The organism is Kinneretia sp. DJ1R-11, assembly GCF_025717595.1.
Taxonomy (GTDB): domain Bacteria; phylum Pseudomonadota; class Gammaproteobacteria; order Burkholderiales; family Burkholderiaceae_C; genus Paucibacter_A.
Genome location: NZ_JAJIRR010000003.1, coordinates 457,386 through 481,596, shown reverse-complemented (window position 1 = coordinate 481,596; position 24,211 = coordinate 457,386). Strand labels below are relative to the sequence as shown.

At 65.6% G+C, this 24,211-nt stretch carries 18 protein-coding genes and 1 pseudogene; 6 read left to right on the top strand and 13 right to left on the bottom strand.

Features of this window, described 5'->3' with window-relative positions; all coding sequences use genetic code 11:
* Positions 1–251 precede the first annotated feature (251 nt).
* From LNV23_RS08795 to polA, 12 genes are all read right to left on the bottom strand, one after another.
* Positions 252–1,760: a tripartite tricarboxylate transporter permease gene (locus LNV23_RS08795; protein ID WP_263562636.1), complete on the bottom strand. Its 1,509-nt coding sequence runs from the start codon at positions 1,758–1,760 to the stop codon at positions 252–254.
* 10 nt (positions 1,761–1,770) lie between these two features.
* Positions 1,771–2,235, bottom strand: coding sequence for a tripartite tricarboxylate transporter TctB family protein (locus tag LNV23_RS08790; RefSeq protein WP_263562635.1), 465 nt, complete (start codon positions 2,233–2,235; stop codon positions 1,771–1,773).
* Positions 2,236–2,358: 123 nt separating this feature from the next.
* Positions 2,359–4,176, bottom strand: a complete 1,818-nt coding sequence (gene tfpB / locus LNV23_RS08785) for a type IV pilus assembly ATPase TfpB (protein WP_263562634.1) — start codon at positions 4,174–4,176, stop codon at positions 2,359–2,361.
* Between the two features lie 20 nt (positions 4,177–4,196).
* Positions 4,197–5,006: a spermidine synthase gene (locus tag LNV23_RS08780; protein WP_263562633.1), complete on the bottom strand. Its 810-nt coding sequence runs from the start codon at positions 5,004–5,006 to the stop codon at positions 4,197–4,199.
* A 3-nt stretch (positions 5,007–5,009) separates the two neighbouring features.
* Complete coding sequence (locus LNV23_RS08775) at positions 5,010–5,540, bottom strand: DNA-deoxyinosine glycosylase (RefSeq protein ID WP_263562632.1); 531 nt, start codon at positions 5,538–5,540, stop codon at positions 5,010–5,012.
* 1 nt (position 5,541) lies between these two features.
* Positions 5,542–6,363, bottom strand: a complete 822-nt coding sequence (locus LNV23_RS08770; protein WP_263562631.1) for a TatD family hydrolase — start codon at positions 6,361–6,363, stop codon at positions 5,542–5,544.
* A 22-nt stretch (positions 6,364–6,385) separates the two neighbouring features.
* On the bottom strand, positions 6,386–7,093 hold the full coding sequence (locus tag LNV23_RS24090) for a DUF429 domain-containing protein (RefSeq protein WP_411910556.1): 708 nt from the start codon (positions 7,091–7,093) through the stop codon (positions 6,386–6,388).
* An 11-nt stretch (positions 7,094–7,104) separates the two neighbouring features.
* Positions 7,105–7,971 carry a formyltetrahydrofolate deformylase gene (purU, locus tag LNV23_RS08765; protein ID WP_263562630.1) on the bottom strand — a complete coding sequence of 289 codons (867 nt, stop codon included), beginning with the start codon at positions 7,969–7,971 and terminating at the stop codon, positions 7,105–7,107.
* Positions 7,972–8,016: 45 nt separating this feature from the next.
* Positions 8,017–8,715 (bottom strand): lipoprotein-releasing ABC transporter ATP-binding protein LolD, encoded by a 699-nt coding sequence (lolD, locus tag LNV23_RS08760; protein WP_263562629.1) that lies wholly within the window; start codon positions 8,713–8,715, stop codon positions 8,017–8,019.
* On the bottom strand, positions 8,708–9,964 hold the full coding sequence (locus LNV23_RS08755; RefSeq protein WP_263562628.1) for a lipoprotein-releasing ABC transporter permease subunit: 1,257 nt from the start codon (positions 9,962–9,964) through the stop codon (positions 8,708–8,710). The genes lolD and LNV23_RS08755 overlap by 8 nt, the downstream gene beginning before the upstream one ends.
* Positions 9,965–10,066: 102 nt before the next feature.
* Positions 10,067–10,732 (bottom strand): PEP-CTERM sorting domain-containing protein, encoded by a 666-nt coding sequence (locus LNV23_RS08750; protein WP_263562627.1) that lies wholly within the window; start codon positions 10,730–10,732, stop codon positions 10,067–10,069.
* A gap of 183 nt (positions 10,733–10,915) precedes the next feature.
* Positions 10,916–13,744: a DNA polymerase I gene (polA, locus tag LNV23_RS08745; protein WP_263562654.1), complete on the bottom strand. Its 2,829-nt coding sequence runs from the start codon at positions 13,742–13,744 to the stop codon at positions 10,916–10,918.
* 62 nt (positions 13,745–13,806) lie between these two features.
* On the opposite strand from polA, the gene LNV23_RS08740 reads away from it, so the two are divergent.
* The 5 genes and pseudogenes from LNV23_RS08740 (at position 13,807) to LNV23_RS08725 (ending at position 16,965) form a co-directional block, all read left to right on the top strand.
* A complete protein-coding gene (locus LNV23_RS08740) occupies positions 13,807–14,190 on the top strand; it encodes a hypothetical protein (protein WP_263562626.1) in 384 nt (127 codons plus the stop codon).
* Positions 14,191–14,266: 76 nt separating this feature from the next.
* Positions 14,267–15,265 (top strand): homoserine kinase, encoded by a 999-nt coding sequence (locus LNV23_RS08735; RefSeq protein WP_263562625.1) that lies wholly within the window; start codon positions 14,267–14,269, stop codon positions 15,263–15,265.
* Between the two features lie 38 nt (positions 15,266–15,303).
* Entirely contained in the window at positions 15,304–16,152 is an 849-nt protein-coding gene (locus LNV23_RS08730) for a BPSS1780 family membrane protein (RefSeq protein ID WP_263562624.1), read from the top strand.
* Between the two features lie 449 nt (positions 16,153–16,601).
* Positions 16,602–16,694 (top strand): annotated as a pseudogene (locus LNV23_RS24085) (hypothetical protein); the annotation flags it as partial.
* A 52-nt stretch (positions 16,695–16,746) separates the two neighbouring features.
* Entirely contained in the window at positions 16,747–16,965 is a 219-nt protein-coding gene (locus LNV23_RS08725) for a beta/alpha barrel domain-containing protein (RefSeq protein WP_263562623.1), read from the top strand.
* A gap of 120 nt (positions 16,966–17,085) precedes the next feature.
* Here the strand turns inward: LNV23_RS08725 and LNV23_RS08720 are convergent, their stop codons facing one another.
* Complete coding sequence (locus LNV23_RS08720; protein ID WP_263562622.1) at positions 17,086–19,359, bottom strand: PhoX family protein; 2,274 nt, start codon at positions 19,357–19,359, stop codon at positions 17,086–17,088.
* Positions 19,360–19,847: 488 nt separating this feature from the next.
* Between LNV23_RS08720 and LNV23_RS08715 the strand changes: the two genes are divergently transcribed.
* Positions 19,848–24,161: a YCF48-related protein gene (locus LNV23_RS08715; protein ID WP_263562621.1), complete on the top strand. Its 4,314-nt coding sequence runs from the start codon at positions 19,848–19,850 to the stop codon at positions 24,159–24,161.
* Positions 24,162–24,211 lie beyond the last annotated feature (50 nt).

The window sequence follows — 24,211 nt, the reverse complement described above, 5'->3', positions numbered from 1 at the left end:
GATTTGTTTTGAATCTCAATTCCAATCGAATCGCTTCGATCCTCACTACACACCACAACAAGACTCTTGCGAATCCTACTGCGCAACCACTAAAAGCAGTCTTTGCGAGCAGCGAAGCCCTCTACTGTAGCACAGGAATTTTCGACTCTGCAAAGAAATTCTGAAGCAGAAGTGAGGCCACCTGAACTCGGCGGCCTCCAGCTCAGGCTGGCCTCAGTCGGGCGCAGCGCTCCTGAGCTCTCTTCATTCAGTCAGTCTTCCTGAAAGGCCTCTTCCCGCTTGCTCTTGATCGATGGCAGCATCACCACGACCACCATCAACAGTGCTGCAATCAACAGCCCCGCTGACAGGGGGCGGGACATGAAGGTGGTCCAGTCCCCTCGTGAAAGGAGCAAGGCCCGGCGCAGGTTCTCTTCCATCATGGGACCCAAGATGAAACCCAGCAGCAGAGGCGCCGGTTCACAGCTGAGCTTGTAGAAGAGATAGCCCACGACGGCGAATCCTGCGGTCACAAAGACGTCAAAGCTGTTGTTGTTCAGCGTGTAGGAGCCGATGCAGCAGAAGGTTACGATGGCCGGAAACAGGAATCGATAAGGCACGGTCAGCAACTTGATCCAGATGCCGATCAGGGGCAAGTTCAAGATGATCAGCATCAGATTGCCGACCCACATGGAGGCAATCAAACCCCAGAAAAGCTCCGGATTGCTGCTCATCACTTGTGGGCCTGGCTGAATGCCCTTGATGGTCATGGCACCGACCATCAAGGCCATCACGGCATTCGGAGGAATGCCCAAGGTCAGCATGGGAATGAAACTGGTCTGAGCGCCGGCATTGTTGGCAGCCTCAGGGCCGGCCACGCCTTGAATGGCTCCACGGCCAAACGGAACCCGGGGGTTGCGAACGACCTTCTTTTCAAGGGTGTAGGCGGCAAAGGATGCCAGCAAAGCACCGCCGCCCGGCAGCACACCAAGAATTGAACCGAGCGCAGTGCCGCGGATCACCGAAGGCCAAGCTTCCTGGAAGTCTTGCTTGGTGGGCCACAGGCCTTTCACGTCCTTGGTGAACACTTCACGGTGCTCGGCCGGTTTGCCGAGGTTGGAGATGATTTCTCCGAAGCCGAAGATGCCCATGGCGATGACCACGAAGCCCAGCCCGTCGGTCAGCTCCGGAATATCGAATGAGAACCGGGGCGTACCCGAAATCACGTCGGTGTTGATCTGGCCAAGCAGCAGGCCCAGCAAGATCATGGCGATTGCTTTCAGCAGCGAACCCGACGCCAGCACCACCGCACCGATCAAGCCGAGCACCATCAGCGAGAAGTACTCTGCCGGCCCGAACTTGAACGCCAGTTCGGTCAATGGCGGAGCGAAGGCAGCAATGATGACGGTGCCAACGCAGCCGGCGAAGAATGAACCAAGGCCAGCTGCCGCCAAGGCCGCACCCGCCCTGCCCTGCCGGGCCATTTGGTAGCCGTCGATGGCGGTGACCACCGAGCTGGACTCACCGGGCACATTGATCAAAATCGCTGTGGTCGAGCCACCGTACTGAGCGCCGTAGTAGATACCGGCCAGCATGATCAGAGCCGGTGTCGCGTCCAAGGCATAGATGGAGGGCAGCAACATGGCAATGGTGGCCACCGGGCCGAGGCCGGGCAAGACGCCAATCAAGGTGCCCAGCAAGGCGCCACCAAAGGCGTAGAGCAGATTCTGCAGAGTCAGGGCCGTGTGAAAGCCGAGCGCGAGATTGTTGAGCAAGTCCATGCGTCAGCCCTCAGTTGCCGAAAATGACGGGCCACACCGGAATCACCAGCTTCAAGCCCCAGACAAAAATCACCCAGCTTCCCAGGGTCAGCACCACGCTATTCAGCAGGGCATCGCGCCAACGAAACTCATCACCGGCTGCGGCAGCGAGGGTCACGACCATGGGCAAGGTCATGGCCAGACCCAGTCTCGGCAAGCACAGGCCGAACAAGACAATCGCCGCCGTGATGACCAGCAGGGGGCGCCACGCGATCGCGCCGATCGGGTCGCCCCCATCGGATTCAATCGTCAAAGCCTTGAACAGGACCAAGGCGCCCAGCAAGGCAAGCAGCACGCCGAGCCCAAACGGGAAGTAGCCCGGCCCAGGCCGCGCGGAGGAGCCAAAGCTGTATTCGGTGGAGGCCCAGGCGAACGTCAGCCCGAGCAACACGAACATCAAGCCGGAGAAGAAGTCTCTTTGACTCTTGATCTTCATGGGTGCGCCCTCTATTGATTCTGTCGATGACGGGCGATTCTAGGCAGCACCATCCCGGCTCGGCCTGTGGGTTACACGTAATCTCGACAGACTCCCACCGCGCGCATCACGCGCGCGGTGGACTCAGGTCTGCCACTGCGGCGTGCTGCGCAGGATTTCTTCCAGCGTGGTCACACCTTCCGCCACCTTCATCGCCCCCGCCAAGCGCAGCGGTCGCAGGCCCTCTTGCATGGCCTGGCGCCGCAGCGCCGAGATATCGGGGGTCGGGTGAAGATGGGCCTTGACCGCTTCACCCACCGTCAAGAGCTCGTACAGACCCGCCCGGCCTCGGTAGCCCGTGTTCCGGCACTCCAGGCAACCGACCGGCTTGTAGGGCTTGACGCCGCCATTCATGCGCCAGTGCTTGAGCATGTCATTCAAGGTGTCGCGGGTGACACTGGGGTCGGGCACTTTGCAGTGATTGCACAAGGTGCGCACCAGGCGCTGGGCCAGCACGCCGATCACCGTAGCGCTGATCAAATAGGACGGCACGCCCAGATCCGTCAAGCGCGTGATGGCCGCGGCGGCGTCGTTGGTGTGCAAAGTGCTGAACACCAAGTGCCCCGTCAGCGCCGCCTGAATCGCCATCTCGGCCGTGGCCAGATCGCGGATTTCGCCGACCATGATGATGTCCGGGTCCTGGCGCATCAAGGCCCGCAAGCCCTCGGAAAAACCGAAGTCCAGCGCGCTTTGCACCTGGGTCTGATTGAAGGCGGGCTCGATCATTTCGATCGGGTCCTCAATCGTGCAGACATTCACCTCTTCCGTCGCCAGGCGCTTGAGTGTGGAGTACAGGGTCGTGGTCTTGCCGCTGCCGGTCGGGCCGGTCACCAAGATGATGCCGTGAGGCTGGGTCACTAGCTTTTCCCAGCGCTCGTTGTCATGGCTGGAAAACCCCAGCATGGACAGGTCCTTGACCGCGGTGTCCGGGTCGAAGATCCGCATCACCATCTTTTCGCCAAAGGCCGTGGGCAGCGTCGACAGACGCATTTCCACCTCATCGCCCGCCGGGTTGCGCGTCTTGATGCGGCCGTCCAGCGGCCGGCGGCGCTCCACCACGTCCATGCGACCGAGCAGCTTGATGCGCGAGGTCATCGCGCTCATCACCGTGGGCGGTAGCTGGTAAACGGTGTGCAGCACCCCATCGATGCGGAAACGAATCACGCCCATCTCGCGGCGCGGCTCCAGATGGATGTCACTGGCGCGCTGGTCGAAGGCGTACTGCCAGAGCCAGTCCACCACCTGCACAACGCCCTGGTCGTTGGCATCGAGCTGCTTGTTGCTGCGGCCCAGTTCTACCAGCTGCTCGAAGCTGGCCACCTGGCTGGACTCGCCGGCCTTGGCCGCGGCGCGCACCGAGCGGGCCAGCGTGAAGAACTCGGTCGTGTAGCGCGCAATCTCCAAGGGGTTGGCCACCACCAGCTTGATGGGCTTGCGCACATGGGCCTCGATCTGCGCCACCCAACTGGTGTCGAAAGGCTCCGAGGTCGCGATGGTCACATCATTGATGCCCACCAACAAAGGCAGACAGCGCTTGGCCTCGGCATAGCCGACCGACATGACATCGGACACCCGGCCCACATCGACCTTGAGCGGGTCGATGCGCAGGTAAGGCAGCTTGGCACGCTCGGCCAGCCACTCGGACAGCGCGTCGACATCGAGCGGCTTGCCATTGCTGAGCCGACTCAAACCGCCATGCCCCAAGCGCACCAGCGGGTGCAGGGAGCTGTCCCCGGCTGCGAAACGGGCCTCCGTGCGCAGCACCTGTTCGTCATCGATCAAGCCATCGTCGCGCAGCCAATGCAGCAAGGCTCGCCACTCGAGCCGTCCTTCGGCAGGAACAGCGGCCGAGGCAGCGGCGGCAGAAGCAGGGGATGCGCTGGTCTTGGACTTGGCACTCATGGCGATGGGTCGCTCCGCGCTCATTGGGGGTTGAGAATGCTCAAAGGCAGGGGCCGCACCATGCGCAGCCATTTGCGCGCAGGCAGCTCGAACAGCGACTCGATATTAGCCGCTCGGCGCTCCAATTCCTCACGATCCGGCACCACCACGCCGCGCGCCGCCACCAGCACAGTGTTGCCCTCCTTGGTCGGCGTCAGGCTCCAGACCTGGTCCGAGCCGAAGATGGCCGCCACACGCCGCGCGCTGGCGGCAAAGCTGGCGTCGCGGCCGAAGAGATTCACCGACATCAGGCCGCCGTCGACCAGCAGGCCGTGGCAATGGCGGTAGAAGTCTTCATCGTCCAGCACCGGGCCGGCGGCCTCGTGGTCGTAGAGGTCGATGTTGAGCACATCGACCGTTTGCAGATGCTCCGGGTTCGCTACCCACTGACCGGCATCCTCGTTGATCACCGTGAGGCGCTTGTCGTCCTCGGGCAGGTGGAACCACATGCGGCAGGCCTGGATCACCGTGGGGTTCAGCTCCACAGCCGTGGTCTTCATGCGCAGCACCTTGTGGCAAAAGCGGGTGATGGCCCCCGCCCCCAGGCCCAGCTGCAGGGCGTGGCCGCTGCGCAGCTCGGCGCTCGGTCGCCACAGCATCCAGGCCATCATGCGCTGGATGTATTCCAGCTCCAGATGCTGAGGCTTGCGGATGCGCATGGCGCCCTGCACCCAGATGGAATCGAGGTGCAGAAAACGCACGCCGTCGAACTCCGACATGGTGGCCGGCGCCCAGGGCATGGCGCCGGTCTTGGATTTGGATGGACTCTTGGGCTTATTGGAAAGGCTCATGCCTCAAGTGTCGCCCATGGCCGCCTGCAGCGAAGGCCCGAGCTGGGCCCAGGCGGCCAGCTTCTTCGCATAGCTCAGGGTGTAGGCCGGGCTGGAGGACGGCAGGGCATGGATGCGCCAGCGCCCGGCTTGATCGCCCAGCTGGCGCAGGCCCAGGCGCGCGGCCGTGCCGCCGTTGAAGGCGATGGCACGCAGGCGCGGCAGGCGCGCCTCGATCAGGCCCAGCAGATCGCTGGCCTCGGGCTTGCGGATGTCGCTGTCCAGGCTGCCGCGCCGCTGCGTCGTCTGGATCACATCCCACAGCCCCACGCCGGCCTGCTGCAAGAGCGCCAGCCGCTCGGTATAGCCGGCCGACGCCAGGGCCAGGCCCAGCGATTCGCCGAGCAGGCGCCAGAATTGGTTCTGCGGGTGGCCGTAATAGGCCTGCGCCTGCAGCGAGGCCACGCCGGGGAAACTGCCCAGCACCAGCAGCCGGGTGTCGACGAACACATGGGGTGCCAGGCCTTGCAGGCGCGGCACTGACTTGCGGTCCATCTCAGCCATGCGCGGGCACAGCCAAGCGCGGCAAGGCTGCGCGCACATTGGCGCTGGTCATGGCCGCCGTCTCGGCCAGGCTCCAGCCGCGCAGCGCGGCCAAGCTCTCGGCGATACGTGGCAGCTCGGCCGGCTCGTTGCGACCCGTGGCCTCGCCGGCCGCGCGCTGCTCCGCCGTCTTGTAGAGCCAGTGTGGCGGGATGTCGGGCGCGTCGGTCTCCAGCACCAGGCTGTCGGCCGGCAGCTCGGCCGCCAGGCGGCGGATCTGCTGTGAGCGCTCGAAGGTCAAGGTGCCGCCAAAGCCCAGCTTGAAGCCCAGATCCACGAACGCCTGGGCCTGCTGCGCGCTGCCGTTGAAGGCATGGGCGATACCACCAGAAACCGGCAAGCGCCGCAGCCCGGCGAGCAATTGGTCGGCACTGCGCCGCACATGCAGCAGCACCGGCAGCTCAAAACGCCGCGCCAGCTTGAGCTGCTCCAGATAGAAAAAACGCTGCCGCTCGGCATCGAGGCCGGGCACAAAGAAATCAAGGCCGATCTCGCCGATGGCCACCAGGCGCGGGTCGCCGTGGTGACGCTCCAGTTGCTCGGCCAGCAGGGTCAGGTCTTGCTCGCTGGCCTGCATCACGTACAGTGGGTGGATGCCCAGGGCGTAGACGTAACCATGCGCATGGGCAAGCTCGCGCACCGTGTCGAAGTCAAAGGCCGCCACGGCCGGCAACACGATTTGATGCACGCCGGCGGCGCGCGCACGCGCCACCACCGCAGCGCGGTCGGGCTCGAACTCGGGCGCATCCAAGTGGCAGTGGGTGTCGGTCCACATATAGGCAAAGATGGCTTGACGCTCAAGCCCACATCAACATTCTCAAACCTGTCGCATCCAATACTGACTGGTCTCCGAATGCTCTAGCTTCGCCCCGCAAGTAGCGCTCTGCAGTCCACAGCGCAGAACATGCGTCCAAGATGTCGTCGTCGGCGACATCCGCCGAATTGAATTTTGTCCGAATCTCTTCTGGCAATCCTGGAAAGGCCTGAGACACCAATCTGTAGCGCTCCAAGAAACCGAACCCGGAAGTCTTGGAATGCCGAATCCCCGCCTCGCCGACCCAAACTGAGAAACAGACCTCCGGGTGAACCTCAAGCACACGCGACGCCAAGTCCCTATCTCGCTGAAGGCAACGATCCACTTCGGCAATCTTCGGAAGGATGGCAAAAGATTGCTTGCTCAGTTTCTTACCGACACTCGCAAACGACTGAGCACTTGCCTCGGCATAAGAATCGCAAAACGCCAAGCATGACCGTGGCGGACAATTGAAAACACTGCTAGCGCGTTTGCCCAACAAGCGTCTCGCCTCAACTTCACATGTTCGAGGCGATTCTTCGCTCAGGCCGACAGGGACGTCGATAGCGACCCTCGCCCCACCAAGATTGGCGAACAATTCCGCAACATCGCTGAAGGAGGCTGCATCGATCTCGCCGCCTGCGCATCGCACTACTGCAAGCCAGCCAGCAGCACAGCCGTCAACTCCTGCCGCGACAGCGTTAGAACGCATCGATGCTGACCTCAGCGGAACACCACCGTGCGGCGGCCGTTCAGCAGGATGCGGTGCTCTGCATGCCACTGGATGGCGCGGGCCAGGGTCACGCACTCGGTGTCGCGGCCGATGGCCACCAGCTGCTCGGGCGGCAGGCTGTGGTCGATGCGGGCCACCTCCTGCTCGATGATGGGGCCTTCGTCCAGGTCCGAGGTCACATAGTGCGCGGTCGCGCCGATCAGCTTGACGCCGCGCTCATAGGCCTGGTGGTAAGGCTTGGCGCCCTTGAAGCTGGGCAGGAAACTGTGATGGATATTGATGGCCCGGCCCGACAAGTCGCGGCAGAGCTCGGGCGAGAGTATCTGCATATAGCGAGCCAGCACGACCAGATCGATCTGGTTCTCGGCCATCACCTCGCGGATCTTGCGCTCCTGGGCCTGCTTCTGCTCCGCACTCGAATTCAGCAGCGGGAAGTGATGGAAAGGGATGTTGTGCGAGGCCGCGAGTTGGTAGAAATCGCGGTGGTTGGACACGATGGCCGGAATCTCGATCGGCAGATGCCCGGTCTGCACGCGGAACAGCAGGTCGTTCAGGCAGTGGCCCAGCTTGGACACCAGCAGCAGCACCCGGGTCTTGGCCGAGCGCGCCACCAGCTCCCAGTCCATCTGCAGGCCTTCGGCCAGGGGCTGGAAGGCCGCTTGCAGCGCAGCGACCTCGGTCAGCGCCGCGCACTCGAACTCGATGCGCATGAAGAAGCGCTGGTGGTCGGCGTCGCCATGCTGGGCCGAGGTCAGGATGTTGCCGCCCTGCTCCAGCAGAAAACCGGTCACGGCATGGACGATGCCGGCGCGGTCCGGGCAGCTGAGCTTGAGGATGAAGCGGGTGTCTTGGCTCATGGTCACTCGTGGAAGCAGGGAAATCAGGGGAATGGGAGGGTTCAGTCAAGCCAGGGCCGGCTGCATGGTGCCGCCGACCAGGCTCAGCTGCTGCTGGCATTGCGCCGCCAGGGTCTGGTCGTGGGTCACCAGCACAAAGGCCGTGCCCAGCTCGCGGGCTGTGGTCAACATCAGCTCGAACACCGCTTGTGCGGTGCTGCGGTCGAGGTTGCCGGTGGGCTCGTCGGCCAGCACACAGGCTGGCTCAGTCACCAGGGCGCGGGCAATCGCCACACGCTGGCGCTCGCCGCCCGACAGCTCAGCCGGCCGGTGCGCCAGGCGCGCGCCCAGGCCCACACGCTGCAGCATGGCCGCGGCACGGGCCCGCGCCTGCTCCTGGGTCTGGCGGCGGATGCGAAGGGGCATGGCCACATTGTCCAGGGCACTGAACTCGGGCAACAGATGGTGGAACTGGTAGACAAAACCCAGGTGCTGGTTGCGCCAGCGGCCCAGCTCGGGCTCGCCCATCTCGGCGAGGTTGCGGCCCATCAGGCTGACGCGGCCGGCGCTGGGTTTGTCCAGGCCGCCGAGCAGATGCAGCAAGGTGGATTTGCCCGAACCCGAGGCGCCAACGATGGCCAGGGTCTGGCCGCGGCGCACCTGCAGGTCCACGCCTGAAAGCACCTGCACATCGAGATCGCCTTCGCTGAAGCGGCGGCTCAAGCCCCGCCCTTCCAGAATCAAGGACGATGAAGGATCACTCATAGCGCAGCGCCTCAGCGGGTTGAACGCGGCTGGCGCGCCAGCTCGGATACAAGGTGGCCAGGAAGGCCAGGATCAGGGACGTCACGCCAATGGGCACGATGTCGCCCCACTGCGGGTCGCTGGGCATGCGGCTGATCAGATAGATGCTGCCGGGCAGGAAGCTGACGTTGAGCAGTCGCTCGATGGCCGGCACGATCACATCGATATTGAAGGCCACCAGCAGGCCCAGGCCAACACCGGACAGGGTGCCGATCACGCCCGATGCGGCGCCCTGCACCATGAAGATGCCCATGATGGAGCGCGGGCTGGCACCCAGGGTGCGCAGGATGGCGATGTCGGCCTGCTTGTCGGTCACCGTCATCACCAGGGTCGAGACCAGATTGAAGGCGGCCACGGCGACGATCAGGGTGAGGATGATGCTCATCAGGCGCTTTTCAACCTGCACAGCATCGAACCAAGTGGCATTGGTCCGCGTCCAGTCGCGCACCATGATCTCCGGACCCATGATCGGAGCCAGTTCAGCTGCCACCTGGCGCGCACTCAAGGCCTGCTTGAGCTTGAGCTGCACACCGGTCGGCCCCTCGACCTGAAACAGCCGCGCCGCATCGTCGACATGGATCAGCGCCATGCCGGTGTCGTACTCGTAATGCCCGGCATGAAAGGTGCCGACCAAGGTGAACTGCTTGAGTCGCGGCACCACGCCGGCCGGCGTGACCTGGCCGTTGGGCGCCACCAAGGTGATCTTGTCGCCCTCGCGCACGCCAAGGGCCCGCGCCAGCTCGGAGCCCAGCAAGATGCCCCACTCGCCCGAGCGCAGGCGCGCCAACGGCCCCTCCTTCAGCTCGGCCGCCAGCGGCGTGACCGTGGCCTCCTCGGCCGGCGAGATGCCGCGCACCATGGCACCGCGCATGTCCGCGCCGCGGGCGATCAAGGCCTGGGCGGCAATGAAGGGAGCCGCGCCGATCACGGCCGGGTTCTGTTTCGCCTGCGCGGCGGTGGCCTGCCAGTCGGGCAAGGCCTGACCCTGGTAGGACTGCAGCTCGATATGGGCGATCACCGAAAGCATGCGGTCGCGCACTTCCTTCTGGAAGCCGTTCATCACCGAGAGCACGATGATCAGCGCCGCCACGCCGAGGGCAATGCCCAGCATGGACACCCCGGAGATGAAGGAAATGAAGCGGTTGCGCCGCCCTCCCCGCCCGGCCCGCGTGTAACGCCAGCCGATCTGCAATTCATAAGGCCAATTCATGGCCGCGATGCTAACCGAGGGCCTGTGCCGCTCCGGCGCGGACAAAGAAAAACCCGCCGGGCTTTCGAGCCGGGCGGGTCTCTCGATCAAAACCGCGTGCGATCAGGCGCTCTTGCGGCGGCGGGCCACGGCGGCCACGCCCAACAGGCCCAGGGCCATCATGCCGTAGGTGCTGGGTTCTGGAACGGGGGCGGCGACACCGAAGGTGAGGTTACCCGAATTCCAGACGCCGTCCGGGTTGACGCTGGGGTCGTTATAAACTTCGTGGAACTCCAGACGCAGGATGCCGTCGGCACCGACCTGGAAGGAAAGGCCCAGATCGACCAAGCTGGCCGAGCCGCTGTAGGTGCTGGTGCCGAAATCGTCATCACCATAACCGGGACTGAAGACCACGCCATCACCGCCGGCCGAGCTGCCGAAGGCTACGGTCAGTTCCGACAACCAGCTGGGGTCGTTGGCCGTCAGGTTGACGTTCCAGTCCACGGTGGTGATGGTGGCATTCGCGCCAACGAAGAAATTCAGCACCACATTGCCAGCGGCGCCGTACTCGCCGAAGCTTTTGATGCCGGCGACGTCCACCACTTGGGAGGACAGGGCATTGACGTTGGACTCAAAAGCTGCGCCGCTGATTGGGATCGCACGATTGGCGAATTGGCCCAGGGCCGAGCTGGTGGCCTTGACATCAGCTTGAGCGGCGCCGGTCATGGCCAGGGCGGCGGCAGCCACAGCTCCGAGCACCAACTTGCGTGCGGTTTGCATCGTTGTCATCTTGGATTCCTTGGATGAGAAATGAATCGTAAAAATCGTGCCCACAACTCCCAGGGGCTGTGAACAATTTCTCATATCGAATCCACTCGACCTAGAGGGCGCACCCTGAGAGCCCCTGCCTTAGCAGCAAAAGATGACAAGGGTTTTCACCAGGGCCTGCGCCATTTGGCGCAGGAGAGCGCTTCAGTGCGCCTGTTCCCAATTCGGCCCCACACCCACCTCGGCCAGCAGCGGCACCTTGAGCTGGGCCACTCCAGCCATCAGACGCGGCACCTCACGGCGCACCCAGTCCAGCTCGGCCTCGGGCACTTCAAACACCAGTTCATCGTGGACCTGCATGACGATGCGGGTGGACTTGCCCTGGGCGTCCAGCTCGGCTTGCACGGCGATCATGGCCAGCTTGATCAGGTCGGCCGCCGTGCCCTGCATGGGCGCGTTGATGGACTGGCGCTCGGCGCCGGCCTTGCGCGGGCCGTTGCCGCCCTTGATCTCGGGCAGATAGATGCGCCGGCCGAACAAGGTCTCGACATAGCCCAGCTTGCCAGCACTCGCCTTGGTGCTGTCCATATAGTGCTTCACGCCGGCGAAGCGGTGGAAGTAGAGCTCGATGTAATCGCGCGCGGCTTTTTGCTCGATGCCCAGAGACTGGGCCAGGCCAAAAGCGCCCATACCGTAGATCAGGCCGAAGTTGATGGTCTTGGCATAACGGCGCTGCTCGCTGGTGACATCGGCCAGCGGGGTGGAGAACACCTCGGAGGCCGTGGCGCGGTGCACGTCGAGGCCCTCGCCGAAGGCGCGCAGCAGGCCCGGGTCTTCGCTGATGTGCGCCATGATGCGCAGCTCGATCTGCGAATAGTCAGCGCTGACCAGGCAGCAGCCCGGTGGCGCCACAAAGGCCTCGCGCACCCGCCGTCCTTCCGCGGTGCGCACAGGAATGTTCTGCAGATTGGGCTCGTTGCTGGACAGACGCCCGGTCACCGCCACCGCCTGCGCGTAGTTGGTGTGCACCCGGTGCGTGCGGGCGTTGACCATCAAGGGCAGCTTGTCGGTGTAGGTGCTCTTGAGCTTGGCCAGGCCACGGTATTCCAGCAGCTTGGCCGGCAGCGGGTAATCCAGGGACAGTTTTTCCAGCACCTCTTCGTCGGTGGACGGCGCGCCCGTGGCCGTCTTCTTCACGACCGGTAGGCCCAGCTTGGTGAACAGGATCTCGCCGATCTGCTTGGGCGAGCCCAGATTGAAAGGCTGGCCAGCAATGTCGTAGGCCTCCTGCTCCAGGGCCAGCAAGCGCTGGCCCAACTCATGGCTTTGCGCCTGCAGCAGCTCCGGGTCGATCAGCACGCCGGTGCGCTCGATCCGCGCCAGCAAGGCGCTGGTCGGCATCTCGATGTCGCGGTAGACCTTGAGCAGGCCGGGCTCGGCCTCGATCTGCGGCCAGAGGATCTGGTGCAGCTGCAAGCACATGTCCGAGTCCTCGCAGGAGTACTCGGAGGCCTTGGCCACATCGACCTGAGCGAAAGGAATCTGGTGCACGCCCTTGCCGCAGAGCTCTTCATAGCTCACGCCGGCGCGGCCCAGGTAGCGCTCGCCCAGAGCGCCCAGACCATGGGTCTTGTGCGCTTCCAGCACATAGCTTTGCAGCATGGTGTCGTGCTGCACGCCGCGCAGGGCGATGCCGTGATTGGCCAGCACATGGGTGTCGTACTTGAGGTTCTGGCCCAGCTTGGGCGCGGCCGCATCCTCCAGCCAGGGCTGCAACGCGGCCAGCACCTCGGCCAGGTCCAGCTGGGCGGGCGCATCGGGGCCCTCATGGGCGAGCGGCACATAGGCCGCCTCGCCCGGCGCCACCGCGAAGGAGATGCCGACGATGCGGGCCTGCATCGGGTCCAGGGAATCGGTCTCGGTGTCCAGGGCCACCAGAGGCGCGGCGGCGATGCGGGCGATCCAAGCCTGCAGCTGTGCCGTCTCCAGCACCGTCTCGTAGCGACGTTCCACCTCAAGCGCCGAAACAGGCGCCTCGGCAAACAAATCACCGCTGACCGGGGCCGCGGCGCGGGCCGCCGTGGCCGTGCCGCCGCTGATCTCCTTCAGCCAGGTCTTGAAACCATAGCGGGTGTAGAAGTCCTGCAGGCCGACGCGGTCCACCTCGCGCAAAGCCAGAGCTTCCAGCGCCGGCCAGTCCGGCACATGGCCGCTGAGGTCGCAGTCCAGCTTGACAGTCACCAGCTTGCGACCCATGGGCAGCCAGTCCAGGGCCTTGCGCAGGTTCTCGCCGGCCACGCCCTTGATCTTGTCGGCGCTGGCGATCACGCCGTCCAGCGAGCCATACTCGGCAATCCACTTGGCCGCCGTCTTGGGGCCGACCTTCTCGACCCCGGGCACGTTGTCCACGGTGTCGCCCATCAAGGTCAGGTAGTCAATGATGCGATCGGGCGGCACGCCGAACTTGAGGCCCACCGCAGCCGGGTCCAGCACTTCGCAGTCGATCGCCGGCCCGCCCCAGGGCGCCAGGGTGCCGGGCGCCGCGGCGGCCTTGTTCATGGTGTTGATCAAGGTGGTGTCGTTCGTCACCAGCTGGGCCAGGTCCTTGTCGCCGGTGGACACCACCACCGCATGGCCGGCCTCGGCCGCCACCCGGGCCAGGGTGCCGATGGCGTCATCCGCCTCGATGCCCGGCACTTCCAGAATGGGCCAGCCGAGCAGGCGCACCACCTCGTGGATGGGCGTGATCTGCTCACGCAGCGCGTCGGGCATGGGCGCGCGCTGCGCCTTGTACTCGGGGTACCACTCGTCGCGGAAGGTCGGGCCCTTGGCGTCAAAGACGCACACCGCATGTTCGGCCGCCACCTGCTCGCGCAAGCGCTTCATCATGGCCACCATGCCATGGATGGCGCCGGTGGCCACGCCTTCGGGGCCGCGCAGATCGGGCATGGCGTGGTAGGCGCGGTAGAGGTAGCTGGAGCCATCAACCAGCAGCAGGACGGGCTTTTTCGATTCTTCGCTCATGCGCGGCATTGTCGTGCACAAGCCCCGGGCCTCCGCCGGGCTGAAGAGCGGGCGCGACATAGAATCCGCCCATGACCCACACCGCCTTCGCCACCTCCCCGAGCCGCCCGCAAAACCGGGCCCTGGCCGCCACCTTGCTGGCTCTGGCGCTCGGCATCTGCTGCCCGGCCAGCCAGGCCCAAAGCGCCAGCCCACGGGAGGAGTCACGCCAGGAGATCCGCCGCGCCGCCGTGGCCGAGGCCCTGGTGGAAGAGGCGGTGATCGAAGACGACAGCACCCGCATCGAAGAGACGCGCGTGCGCGGCCAGACCCAAAAGGTCACGGTCCAGCCCAAGAACAGCAAACTGCCCGGCTACGAAATCCTCATGGTCGATGGCGGCCGCGACCTGTCGGCCGGCCCGGGCTCGACCCGCGGCGGCGGCGGCAAGCGCGTCTGGAACCTCTTCAACTTCTGAAGACTGCGCGCCGGCCGGCCTCCGAGGCACCGGCCCGGCGCTGCGGCTTCACCCTTCCTGCTCCGGCAGTGCTGACATGGCTGTATTTACTGAAGTGACGCTGGATCAGGCCCAAGCCCTGAGCACGCGCCTGAACCTGGGTGCGGTGCTGGGCTTGCGCGGCATCGGTGCCGGCATCGAGAACACCAACTATTTCCTGAGCACCGAGCGCGGCGAGTTTGTGCTGACCCTGTTCGAGCGCCTGAGCTTCGAGCAGCTGCCCTTTTACCTGCAGCTGATGAAACACCTGGCCACGCGCGGCCTGGCCGTGCCAGACCCGCAAGCCGATGCCAATGGCACCATCCTCTTCGAGCTGCAAGGCAAGCCGGCCGCCGTGGTCAACAAGCTGCGCGGTGGCCACCAGCTGGCGCCAGACCTGCACCACTGCCAGCAAGTCGGTGCCGAGCTGGCCCGCATGCACCTGGCCGGCCAGGATTTCCCCCTGCAGCAAGCCAATCTGCGCGGCCTCGCCTGGTGGAATGAAACCGTGCCCGTGATCCTGCCCTTTCTGGCGCCGGAACAAGCGGAGCTGCTCAGCAGCGAGCTGGCCTACCAGCAGCAGCTGGCCGCCTCGGCCGGCTATGCGGATTTGCCGCGCGGCCCCATCCATGCCGATCTGTTCCGCGACAACGTGATGTTCGAGCCGGTGCCGCAAGAGGCCGGCGTCCAAACCCTGCCCGGGCGCGAGCGCTTGAGCGGCTTCTTCGATTTCTACTTTGCCGGCGTCGACACCTGGCTCTTCGACCTGGCCGTGTGCCTGAACGACTGGTGCATTGACCTGGCCAGCGGCCGCCTCGACGAAGCCCGCGCCCAGGCCTTTGTGCAGGCCTATGAAACCGTGCGCCCCTTGAGCGGCACCGAGCACCGCCTGCTGCCGGGCCTGCTGCGTGCCGCGGCCCTGCGCTTTTGGATCTCGCGGCTCTGGGATGTGTACCTGCCGCGCCAAGCCAGCATGCTCAAGCCCCACGACCCCGCCCATTTCGAGCGCGTGCTGCGCGAGCGCATCGCGCGTGCCTGGCATGCGCTGCCGGCCTGAGGCCGCCTCCCCCACCCAACATCGAGTGATCTGACGGAATGAGCGAAGCCAGTCGCCCCACCAACCCCATGGTCCTGCATCTGCAGACCGTGCCTGCCCGCAATGGCCAGCTGTGGATACGCCATGGCATGAAGGTCTTCCAGCGCCGCCCCATGGCCCTGGCCAGCCTGTTCGCCACCTTTGTGTTCCTGGCCTTCGCCTTGCTGCTGCTGCCGGGCGTCGGCATCGTCATTGTGCTGATGGCCGTGCCCTTGCTGTCCCTGGGCTTCATGTTGGCCACCCACCTGGTCCTGCAGGAGAAAACACCAACGGCCGCGGTCTTCCTGGCGCCGCTGCGCCTGACCCGGGAGCGGCGCAACACCCAGCTGATGTTGGGCGCCCTCTATGCCCTGGCCACCGTCGGCATCAGCCTGCTGTCCGAATGGGTGGACGGCGGCACGCTGGAGCAGTTGCAAGTGCTGATGAGCAAGGGGGCACCGGCCGCCGAGATCGAAGCCGTCACGTCCGACCCGCGCCTGTTCTGGGGCGCCGTCACCCGCCTGGGCCTGGCCGGCCTGGTGTCGGTGCCCTTCTGGCACGCGCCGGCTCTGGTGCACTGGGGCGGCCAAGGTCTGCTGCAGGCGCTGTTCTCCAGCACCCTGGGCGTCTGGCGCAACAAGGGCGCTTTTGCCTACAACGCCTTGCTCTGGGCCAGCGCGGTCCTGGGTTTGTCGGGTGTGTTGAGCGTCTTGCTCGGCATCCTGGGTCTGGGCCAGTACGTGGCCCTGCTGGCCATGCCGGCAGGCCTGCTGCTGACGACGGTGTTCTACGCATCGCTCTACTTCAGCTTCATCGACTGCTTCATGTTCGGCGCGCCCAAGGATCTGCCGGCGAGTCATCCGACGTGATCCGCCGGCTTCAACGGGCCTGGCGAAACCGTCGGACGCGGTCGTTTCAAGGAGGCTCATTGGTTGGGAACCCGAAGGCTTTGATGAACGAGCACAGCGGGGTCTGTGCGACGTGATCATGACGAAACTTGGTTCGTCTTTCCAGGCTCACACAGCAAGCGACCTCATCAACAGGCTCATCGATGGCAAGCTCAAATCGTGAGCTGCCAATCCTTATTGACCCGTGAGCGCTGCCGTCCGCTGAGCCGGTCGAGCTTTGACGAAGGCATTGGCTGAGCTGAAAGCTTCGGCCCGACAGCAAGGTGGACGTGGTCCGCCTGCAAACCGCGGCGGGCCTGTTGTCAGGCATGCACCTGATCGAGATGCCACAGAAGCGCCCCGGTGCCCTGCAGGCCCTGAGCCTGATGCGCTAGGCATTGCCGGCCGATACGCACCTGGGCGCCGGCACGGTGCTAAGCCCCGAGCAAGCGGAGACACTGCGCGAAGCCGGCGGCCGCCTGGCCATCTCGCCCCATCTGGACCCGGATCTGGTGCGCCACAGCGTGGCCCTGGGCCTTTGGACCATGCCCGGCGTGGCCACGGTCAGCGAGGCCTTTGCCGCCCGAGGCCTTGCGGGCCTGGCGCACGGTCTTGCCCGAGGCCCTGATCTACCCGGTCGGCGGCATGGGCCTGCACAACCTGGCGGCCTACCGCCGCGCCGGTGCCACGGGCGCCGGCCTGGGCTCGGCGATCTACCGCGCGGGTGACAGCGCGAGCATGGTGGGCGAACGGGCGAGAGAGTTGGTGCAAGCCTGGCAGGCGGCCGAGCGTTGAACCTGCCGCGCCAGCATCGCCGGCCCCACAAAGAAAAAGCCCCGGCATGCCGGGGCTTTTTTACTTGCTTAGGCCTTCACCTGCGACACCCGAGGGTGCCGCAAGCGGAGCTGCTCATCATCAGGAACCGATGCGGCCGCCGTCGGTCTTGGTGATGACGATGGTGGCCGAGCGCGGACGCTTGCCAGCGCCGTAGCCAGCATTGCTGGGCCACTGGCTCAGATACTTGGTCGGATCTGCAGCGTCGGCCGACTTGATGGTTTCGCCCGGGTGCTGGATGTTGACGAACAGCGCCTTGCCATCAGGCGTCTCGCAGCAACCGGTCAGCTCGCAATCCACCGGGCCAACCAGGAAGCGCTTGAGCGTATCGGCCGTGGGCGTCTTGCCTGCGTAGGTGTCCACGGTCATGACGCTGCCGTCCTTCTTGGTGTAGCTCAGCGTCTTCTTGCTGCCGTCGCCCACCTTGCCGGGGATGCCAGCCAGCATCATGCAGTTGGTCTTGTCGGTGTACGAGCCATCATCGGTCTGGATCCAGCACAGGCCGGTGGACTTGCTGAACCACAGGCCGTCCGGGCTGGACATGTCCTGGTCGGCGGTCAGTGCCGAAAGGTTGACGCTCGACGCATCGGCATCGGACTCAGCCGCGAACAGATAGACGTCCCACTTGAAGCCGGCGGCTGCCGAATCGCCACCTGTTTCAGCCAGGCGCAAGATGTGACCGTTGATGTTGCCAGGCTTGCTGGCCACACCGGCACGGCTGTCGATGTACGAACGCGGGTTGGCCGGATCGACGGTGAACTCACCCGAGACCGGCTCAACCTTGCGATTGCTGTTGTTGGTCAGCGTGAAGTAGACCTCACCCGTCGTCGGGTGAGTGGCGCACCACTCGGGGCGATCCATCTTGGTGGCGCCCACGGCGTCAGCAGCCAAGCGGGCATTCACGACCACATCGGCCTGGTCCGCAAAGGCGTAGTTGGTGGCAGCCTTGATGGTGGGGTTGTCGATGGACAGCTCAATCCACTGACCAGCGCCATCGGCGTTGAACTTGGCAACGTAGAGCTTGCCCTTGTCCAGGTACTTGTCGCCGGTGGCAATGCGGTCGGCCGGGTTGGCATCCGCGGCCACCCAGGTGGCTTCGGACACCCACTTGTAGATGTACTCGCCGCGCGAGTCATCGCCCATGTAAACGGCCAGGGGCTTGCCGACGACCAATGCGCTGAAGGCTGCACTCTCGTGCGCGAAGCGGCCCAGACCGGTGCGCTTCTTGATCGGGGTGGCTTTGTCGTAGCCGTCCACTTCGACCAGGTAGCCAAAGGTGTTCAACTCGTTGCGATAGTCATCCGAGCCATCTGCAGAAGCGCCCTTCTTGCTGATGTCCCAGCGGGCGTACTTGTCGTCTGCACCGCCAGTCTCCCAACCGTGACGGCTGGCACCGCCTTGGGCGCGGCCGTAGCGCTTGAGCGAAGCCACACTCTTGTCGTTGCCGCGTGCGGCATCGTCAGCCGCGCCGCGAGTGAAGTAGCCGGCCCAGTTTTCTTCACCGGTCAGCACGGTGCCCCAGGGGGTGTAACCGGTGCCGCAGTTGTTCAGCGTGCCACGGGCGGTCTTGCCATCGGCGGCGTACTTGGTCTTCATCAGCGCATTGCCAGCGGCAGGACCCGACAGCACCACAGGGGTCAGCGGCGTGATGCGGCGGTTGAAGGCCGATTCCTTGACGTAGGCGAAGGTGGCGCCAGACTTCTTGATTTCGACCACAGACAGGCCGTGCAGGGGCACTTCACGGTCCACTTCAGCGGCAGGACGCGGCAGCGCGTTGGTGCCGCCATTGGCGTGCACAAAGGCCGAGGCCCGCTCATTGCCAGCATGGCTCGTGGCTTCGTGGTTCATCACCAGCAGCGCGCGGTCGCTGCTGGTACGGCTTGGTTTGCCGTCAGCCGACAGGCCGAGGTACTCCATGCCGTCGTGGTGGTCGCCCGCACGGTTGTCGAAGTCGGCGTCGGTGCCGTCGTTCTTGAAGGCGGTAGCCGTGGCGGTCAGCGGATCACCCAAGGCGAACAGCACTGTGGCGGTGTAGCCAGCAGGCACAACCACAGCGTCAGCCAGGGACTTGGCCACTGCACCAAAGCCGAGCTTGTCCAGGGGTGCGGGGGCCGGGGCAGGTGCCGGAGCGGGCGCAGGAGCCGGAGCCGGAGCAGGCGCCGGATCATCACCACCACCGCAGGCGCTCAAGGAGGCGCCGCCCAGCACGGCCGTGGCCACGCTGCCAATCGAACCGCGCAGGATGTTGCGACGGCTCAGACGCGCTGCGAGCACGCTGTCGAAGCTCGGGTTGGCAGAGGTGTTGGAGTTTTCGTCGTTGAAGTCGACGATGGTCACATCGGTACGCTTGGTCATGAAATTCCGGCTGGCAGCAGCTCGCGTTGAAAGATGTGCGCAGCTTAAAAACCAGCAGTGAAACGTCCATGAACGTGCGATGACAGTTTCATGACGCCATTCGGACCATGGCCTGCCGTCGACGGGCGGCTGTGGCACGGCCTCAAAAATCGGCCGCCAACGCAGCCGCCACAGCACCCGTCAACGCAGTCGAAGCTCCTCAATCAATCGGCGTCAGCTTGGCCACCGACAGCGCCGGCTACTTCATGCCGTGACGGCCAAAGCCACCAGCATCAAGCTGAACAAACTCTGAGCCTCCAGTACCAAGAGTTTCCAATGCAAAAGGGCGCCCCTGGATAGGGGTGCCCTTTTTTTGCATTCTGGCGGGCGACACCATCATCATCGGCGTCGTGCCCACTCGCAACGATGCAGGGGCTTTCAGCAGGTCACAGAGGCCTGCGGCCTGTGGATACTTGCCCGCATCGGCAATGTGGAGCGGGAGCGCGACCTTGAAGACTAGCCAGAGCAGTGGCATCGCCGCTGGCCCGCGATTGCGACGCGCGGCCCTGCGTTGGGCATTGGCCGCGTTGGCCTGCGGCCTGCTGGCCACCGGCCTGGCCATCTGGCAGTCGCCCGGCGCGCTGCGGTCCGGCCAGCCCACCAGCAGCGAAGTGCGAACCGGCCTCGACTGGTGGCGTTCGCCGCTGGAGCTCAACCCCTGGCGCCGCCTGCCCGACATACCGGACACCCTCCTCGCCATGCACTTCGAGGCCGATGGCCGGCATGGCTGGGCTGTAGGCGCCAGAGGCACGGTGTTCAGCAGCAGCGATGGGGGCGAGCATTGGTCCGGCGTGCCCACCCAGATGCCGATCAAAGACCCGCTGCTGACCGGCGCCTCCCTCCACCACGACGGGCGCCGCGCCTGGGTGGTCGACACCAACGGGCATGTCATGGCCAGCCAAGATGCCGGCAAGAGCTGGGCCCTGCAAGAGCCGCATTCCACTGGCATGTTGAAGGGCGTGCACTTCAACCAGGACGGCCAGCGCGGCTGGGTGGTCGGCATCGAAGGCGCCCTGCTGTCCACCCAGGATGGCGGCAAGCGCTGGGCGAGGCAAAGGCATGGACTCGGCCAACAGGCCGTCCTGAACAGCATCCACTTCAGCCCTGACGGCCTGCACGGCTGGGCAGTCGGCCAGGGCTCGGCCGTGATCGCCACGCGCGATGGGGGCCAGACCTGGACCGGGCAAGCCACCCCCGTCACGCAGCTTGGCAACGAATGGCGCAGCGTACACGTCGGGGCGGATGGGCAGCGAGTCTGGGTGGTCGGCAGCGGCGGCCTCATCATTGCCAGCGAGGACGGCGGCCAGCATTGGGTGGTGCAAGCCTCGCAGACGAAGGCAGCCTTGAAACAGGTGCAGTTCCGCCCAGATGGCCGCGTCGGCTGGATCGTGGGCGACGCCGGCACCTTGCTGAACACCACGGACGGGGGCAAGCTCTGGTTCCAGGCAGACAGCGGCACGCGCAAAGACCTCCGCCAGTTGCAGTTCCAAGCGGACGGCAAGCAGGGTTGGGCGGTGGGGCGCGATGGCGCCGTGCTGCGCAGCCTGGATGGCGGGGGGCACTGGGCGCTGCAAACGCGCGGGGCCATGCTGGCGCTCAACAGTGTGCGCTTCACGGCGGACGGGCGGCGCGGCTGGACCGTCGGTGAGGCTGGCACCCTGCTGAGCACCGAGGACGGCGGGCAGCGCTGGCGTGCCGAGGCCGTCGAGACCCGCGCTGCGCTGAATGCCTTGCAATTGCAGGCCGACGGCCAGATCGGCTGGGCCGTGGGCGACGCCGGCAGCGTGCTGCTCAGCCGCGATGGAGGGCGCTCTTGGCTGGCCTCACGCACGGGCTTGACCGAGGACCTGCATACCCTTGAGTTGGCAGCGGATGCACGCCAGGCCTGGGTGCTGACAGATGCACGCCGCCTACTCCACAGCGCCGACGCCGGAGCGACTTGGCGCGATCAATCCCCAGCAGGCCAAGATGACGTGATAAGCATCTGCCTCACCAGCGGGGGGCAACGCGTCTGGGCCATCACCGAACACCAAGTCTTCGCCTCGACCGACTTTGGCAAGCGCTGGGTTCGCCAGACGATCCCGCAGCCAAGGCGCAAGTTCAGTGAGCTTGCGAGGGCATACCGAACAGAGTGGATGACCAGGCTGGCTTGCAGCGCCGACGGACGGCGTATTTGGGCAGCCCGAAGTGAAGACAGTCTGTTGCAAAGCCAGGATGCGGGTGCAAGTTGGACGGAGAGAGCCTTGCCCGAGGACATGACATTCGTGAAAGCGATGTACCTGAGCAGCAAAGGCTCGAAAGCCTGGGCCGTTGACGCGCTGGGATTGCTGCAAGTGACGGACGACGACGGCACGCACTGGCGCAGCCTCGATTCCGACACGCGGCAAACGCTATGGGACATCCAGTTCGCCGAGGATGGCCAGCGCGGCTGGGCCGTGGGTCATGCCGGCACATTGATCGCCACAAAGGACGGCGGCCAGACCTGGGCAGACCCGCGCCCCTACCGCCGCTACCCGGCGCCTTGGTACTGGGTGGCCCTGCTGTTGTGCGTACCGATGCTGCTGCTGGCCCAGCGGCGCTGGATTGCCGCCGGCCAGGCGGCCGCACGCATGGCCGACATGAACGCGACCGATGCCGCACTGACCCGCCCAGAGCAGGACCGGCTGAACTTCGCGCCGCTGGCCGCGGGCATCTCGCGCTTTCTGCGCAACCCCGCCACCGAACCGCCGCTGACGCTGGCCATCACCGGCGACTGGGGCTCGGGCAAGAGCTCGCTGATGGGCCTGCTGTGCGCCGATCTGCGCCAGCACGGCATCCGTTCGGTCTGGTTCAATGCCTGGCATCACCAGAAGGAAGAGCATCTGTTCGCGGCTCTGCTGGGAGCACTGCGCAGCAAGGCCATACCGCCCTGGTTCAGCGTCGACGGGCTGAGCTTCCGGCTGCGCCTGCTGTGGCTGCGCTCGCGCAAGCACGCACTCCTCAGCCTGGTGCTGTGCGCCGCGCTGGCCGCCGCGGCCACCCTGCACGCGCAGGCCCCAGACACCGTCACTCAGCTGCGCTGGCTGCAGCAGTTCAGCGGCACGCTCGGCAGCCTCGCGGGGGCTGACAAGGGCGACAAGCCCGACAAAGCCAGCAAGGCCGAGGCACCGACCGCAGCAGCCAGCGCCTCGGTTGCCAGCCAACCGACACCCTCGGACGCACCCACTGGCCTGGCGCACTGGCTGGGCCTGACCACCATCCTGGCCGCCAGCCTGACTGCCCTGCGCCGCGCCTTGACCGCCTTCGGTGCCGACCCCGCCGCCCTACTCGCCGGCGGCGCCAAGGCGCTGAGCGTCGGCCTGGCCGCGGAGCAGAACAGCTTTCGAACCCGCTTTGCCGAGCAGTTCGCCGAAGTGACGGCCGCCCTGCCCGAACGGCTGGTGATCGTGATCGACGACCTGGACCGCTGCCGCCCCGAGGCGGTGCTGGAGATCATGGAAGCGGTCAACTTCCTCACCTCCTCGGGCGAGTGCTTCGTGATCTTCGGCATGGCCACCGACAAGGTGCAGGCCGCACTGGCCGTGGCCTTCGAGCGCATCGCCAAGGAGATGGCCGACATCGCCCCTCCCCAGGCGGGCGCAAGCGACAAGGATGAAGCCGCACGCCAGCAACGCAGCGCCTATGCCGCCAACTATCTGCAAAAGCTGATCAACCTTGAAATCAAGGTGCCCACCGCAAAGGACTTCGAAGCCTGGAAGCTGCTCAGCGACGACGACGCAGCCAGCGAAGGCAGGCCTGCGCGCTCCTGGCGCTCAGCCCTGCGGCCGCTGCGCCGACATTGGCCCGTGGGCGCCTTGGCGGCGTCGGTGGGCCTGGGCATCTGGGCCGGCATGCTGGCCAGCACTTGGCTGTCGCCCGCCGCCCCCGCGGGCGAACCGCCTGCCGCCGTCTCGACCGCGGCGGCAGCAGCAAGTCCAAGCGCCAGCCCGCCCACGCTTGACAAGGCCAACAGCCCCGCCAAACCCGCCAGCGCAGCGCTGCGCAGGCCAGAGCCTGAACGCGAGTACGCCGCCATGGTGGAGGAAGGAGCGGACAGCCAAGCGCATGTCTGGCTAAGCCTGGGCGGGCTGCTGGCCGGTACCGGCCTCGCAGCCTTGCTGATGCTGCGGCAGATGTCCCGTCGCCATCAGCAGGTGCGCGACTCGGAAGACTTCCGCCACGCGCTCAAGCTCTGGAGCGAACTCGTTCGGGCCCATGGCGGCACGCCGCGGGCGGTCAAACGCTTTGGCAACAAGCTGCGCTACTTTGAAATGTTGCAACAGGGCGAGGCCAGCGATCGGAGCTTGCTGGAGGCTGCCCAACAGCAATGGCGGGCCTGGCGCGGCGGCAGCACCAGCCAGGCTGTGGCGGGCGCAGGGGAGAGCGAGGCCGGTAGCGATGCCGCAGCCAAGGCCCCGAATCGTCAGATCGCCACACCGCAGCTGGTCGCGCTGGGCGCCCTCACTGACGCGTTTGGCCCCGCCTGGCTGGACGAACTCGGCCGCGACCTGTCGCGCGGTTATGGCGCGTCGCCGGTGCAAGGCCGCCCGCTGGGCAGCACGGCGCAAGCGCTGATCGAGCGGCATGAGGCCGAGTTCAGAACGGTCTGGCCGCCCAGTCTGGAGGAGGTCAAGGTCTTTGCGCGACTGCTGGACGGCGTGCGCCTGTCCGGTGAGGCGGTCGAACTGGAGATGCGACGCGACGGCGATGGCGCCGCATCGGCGGCCAGTTCAAGCGTGGCATGAAAGGCCCCGCGCCCGGCAGGCTGGGCGCGCAGACCTTGCACCGTGACGCG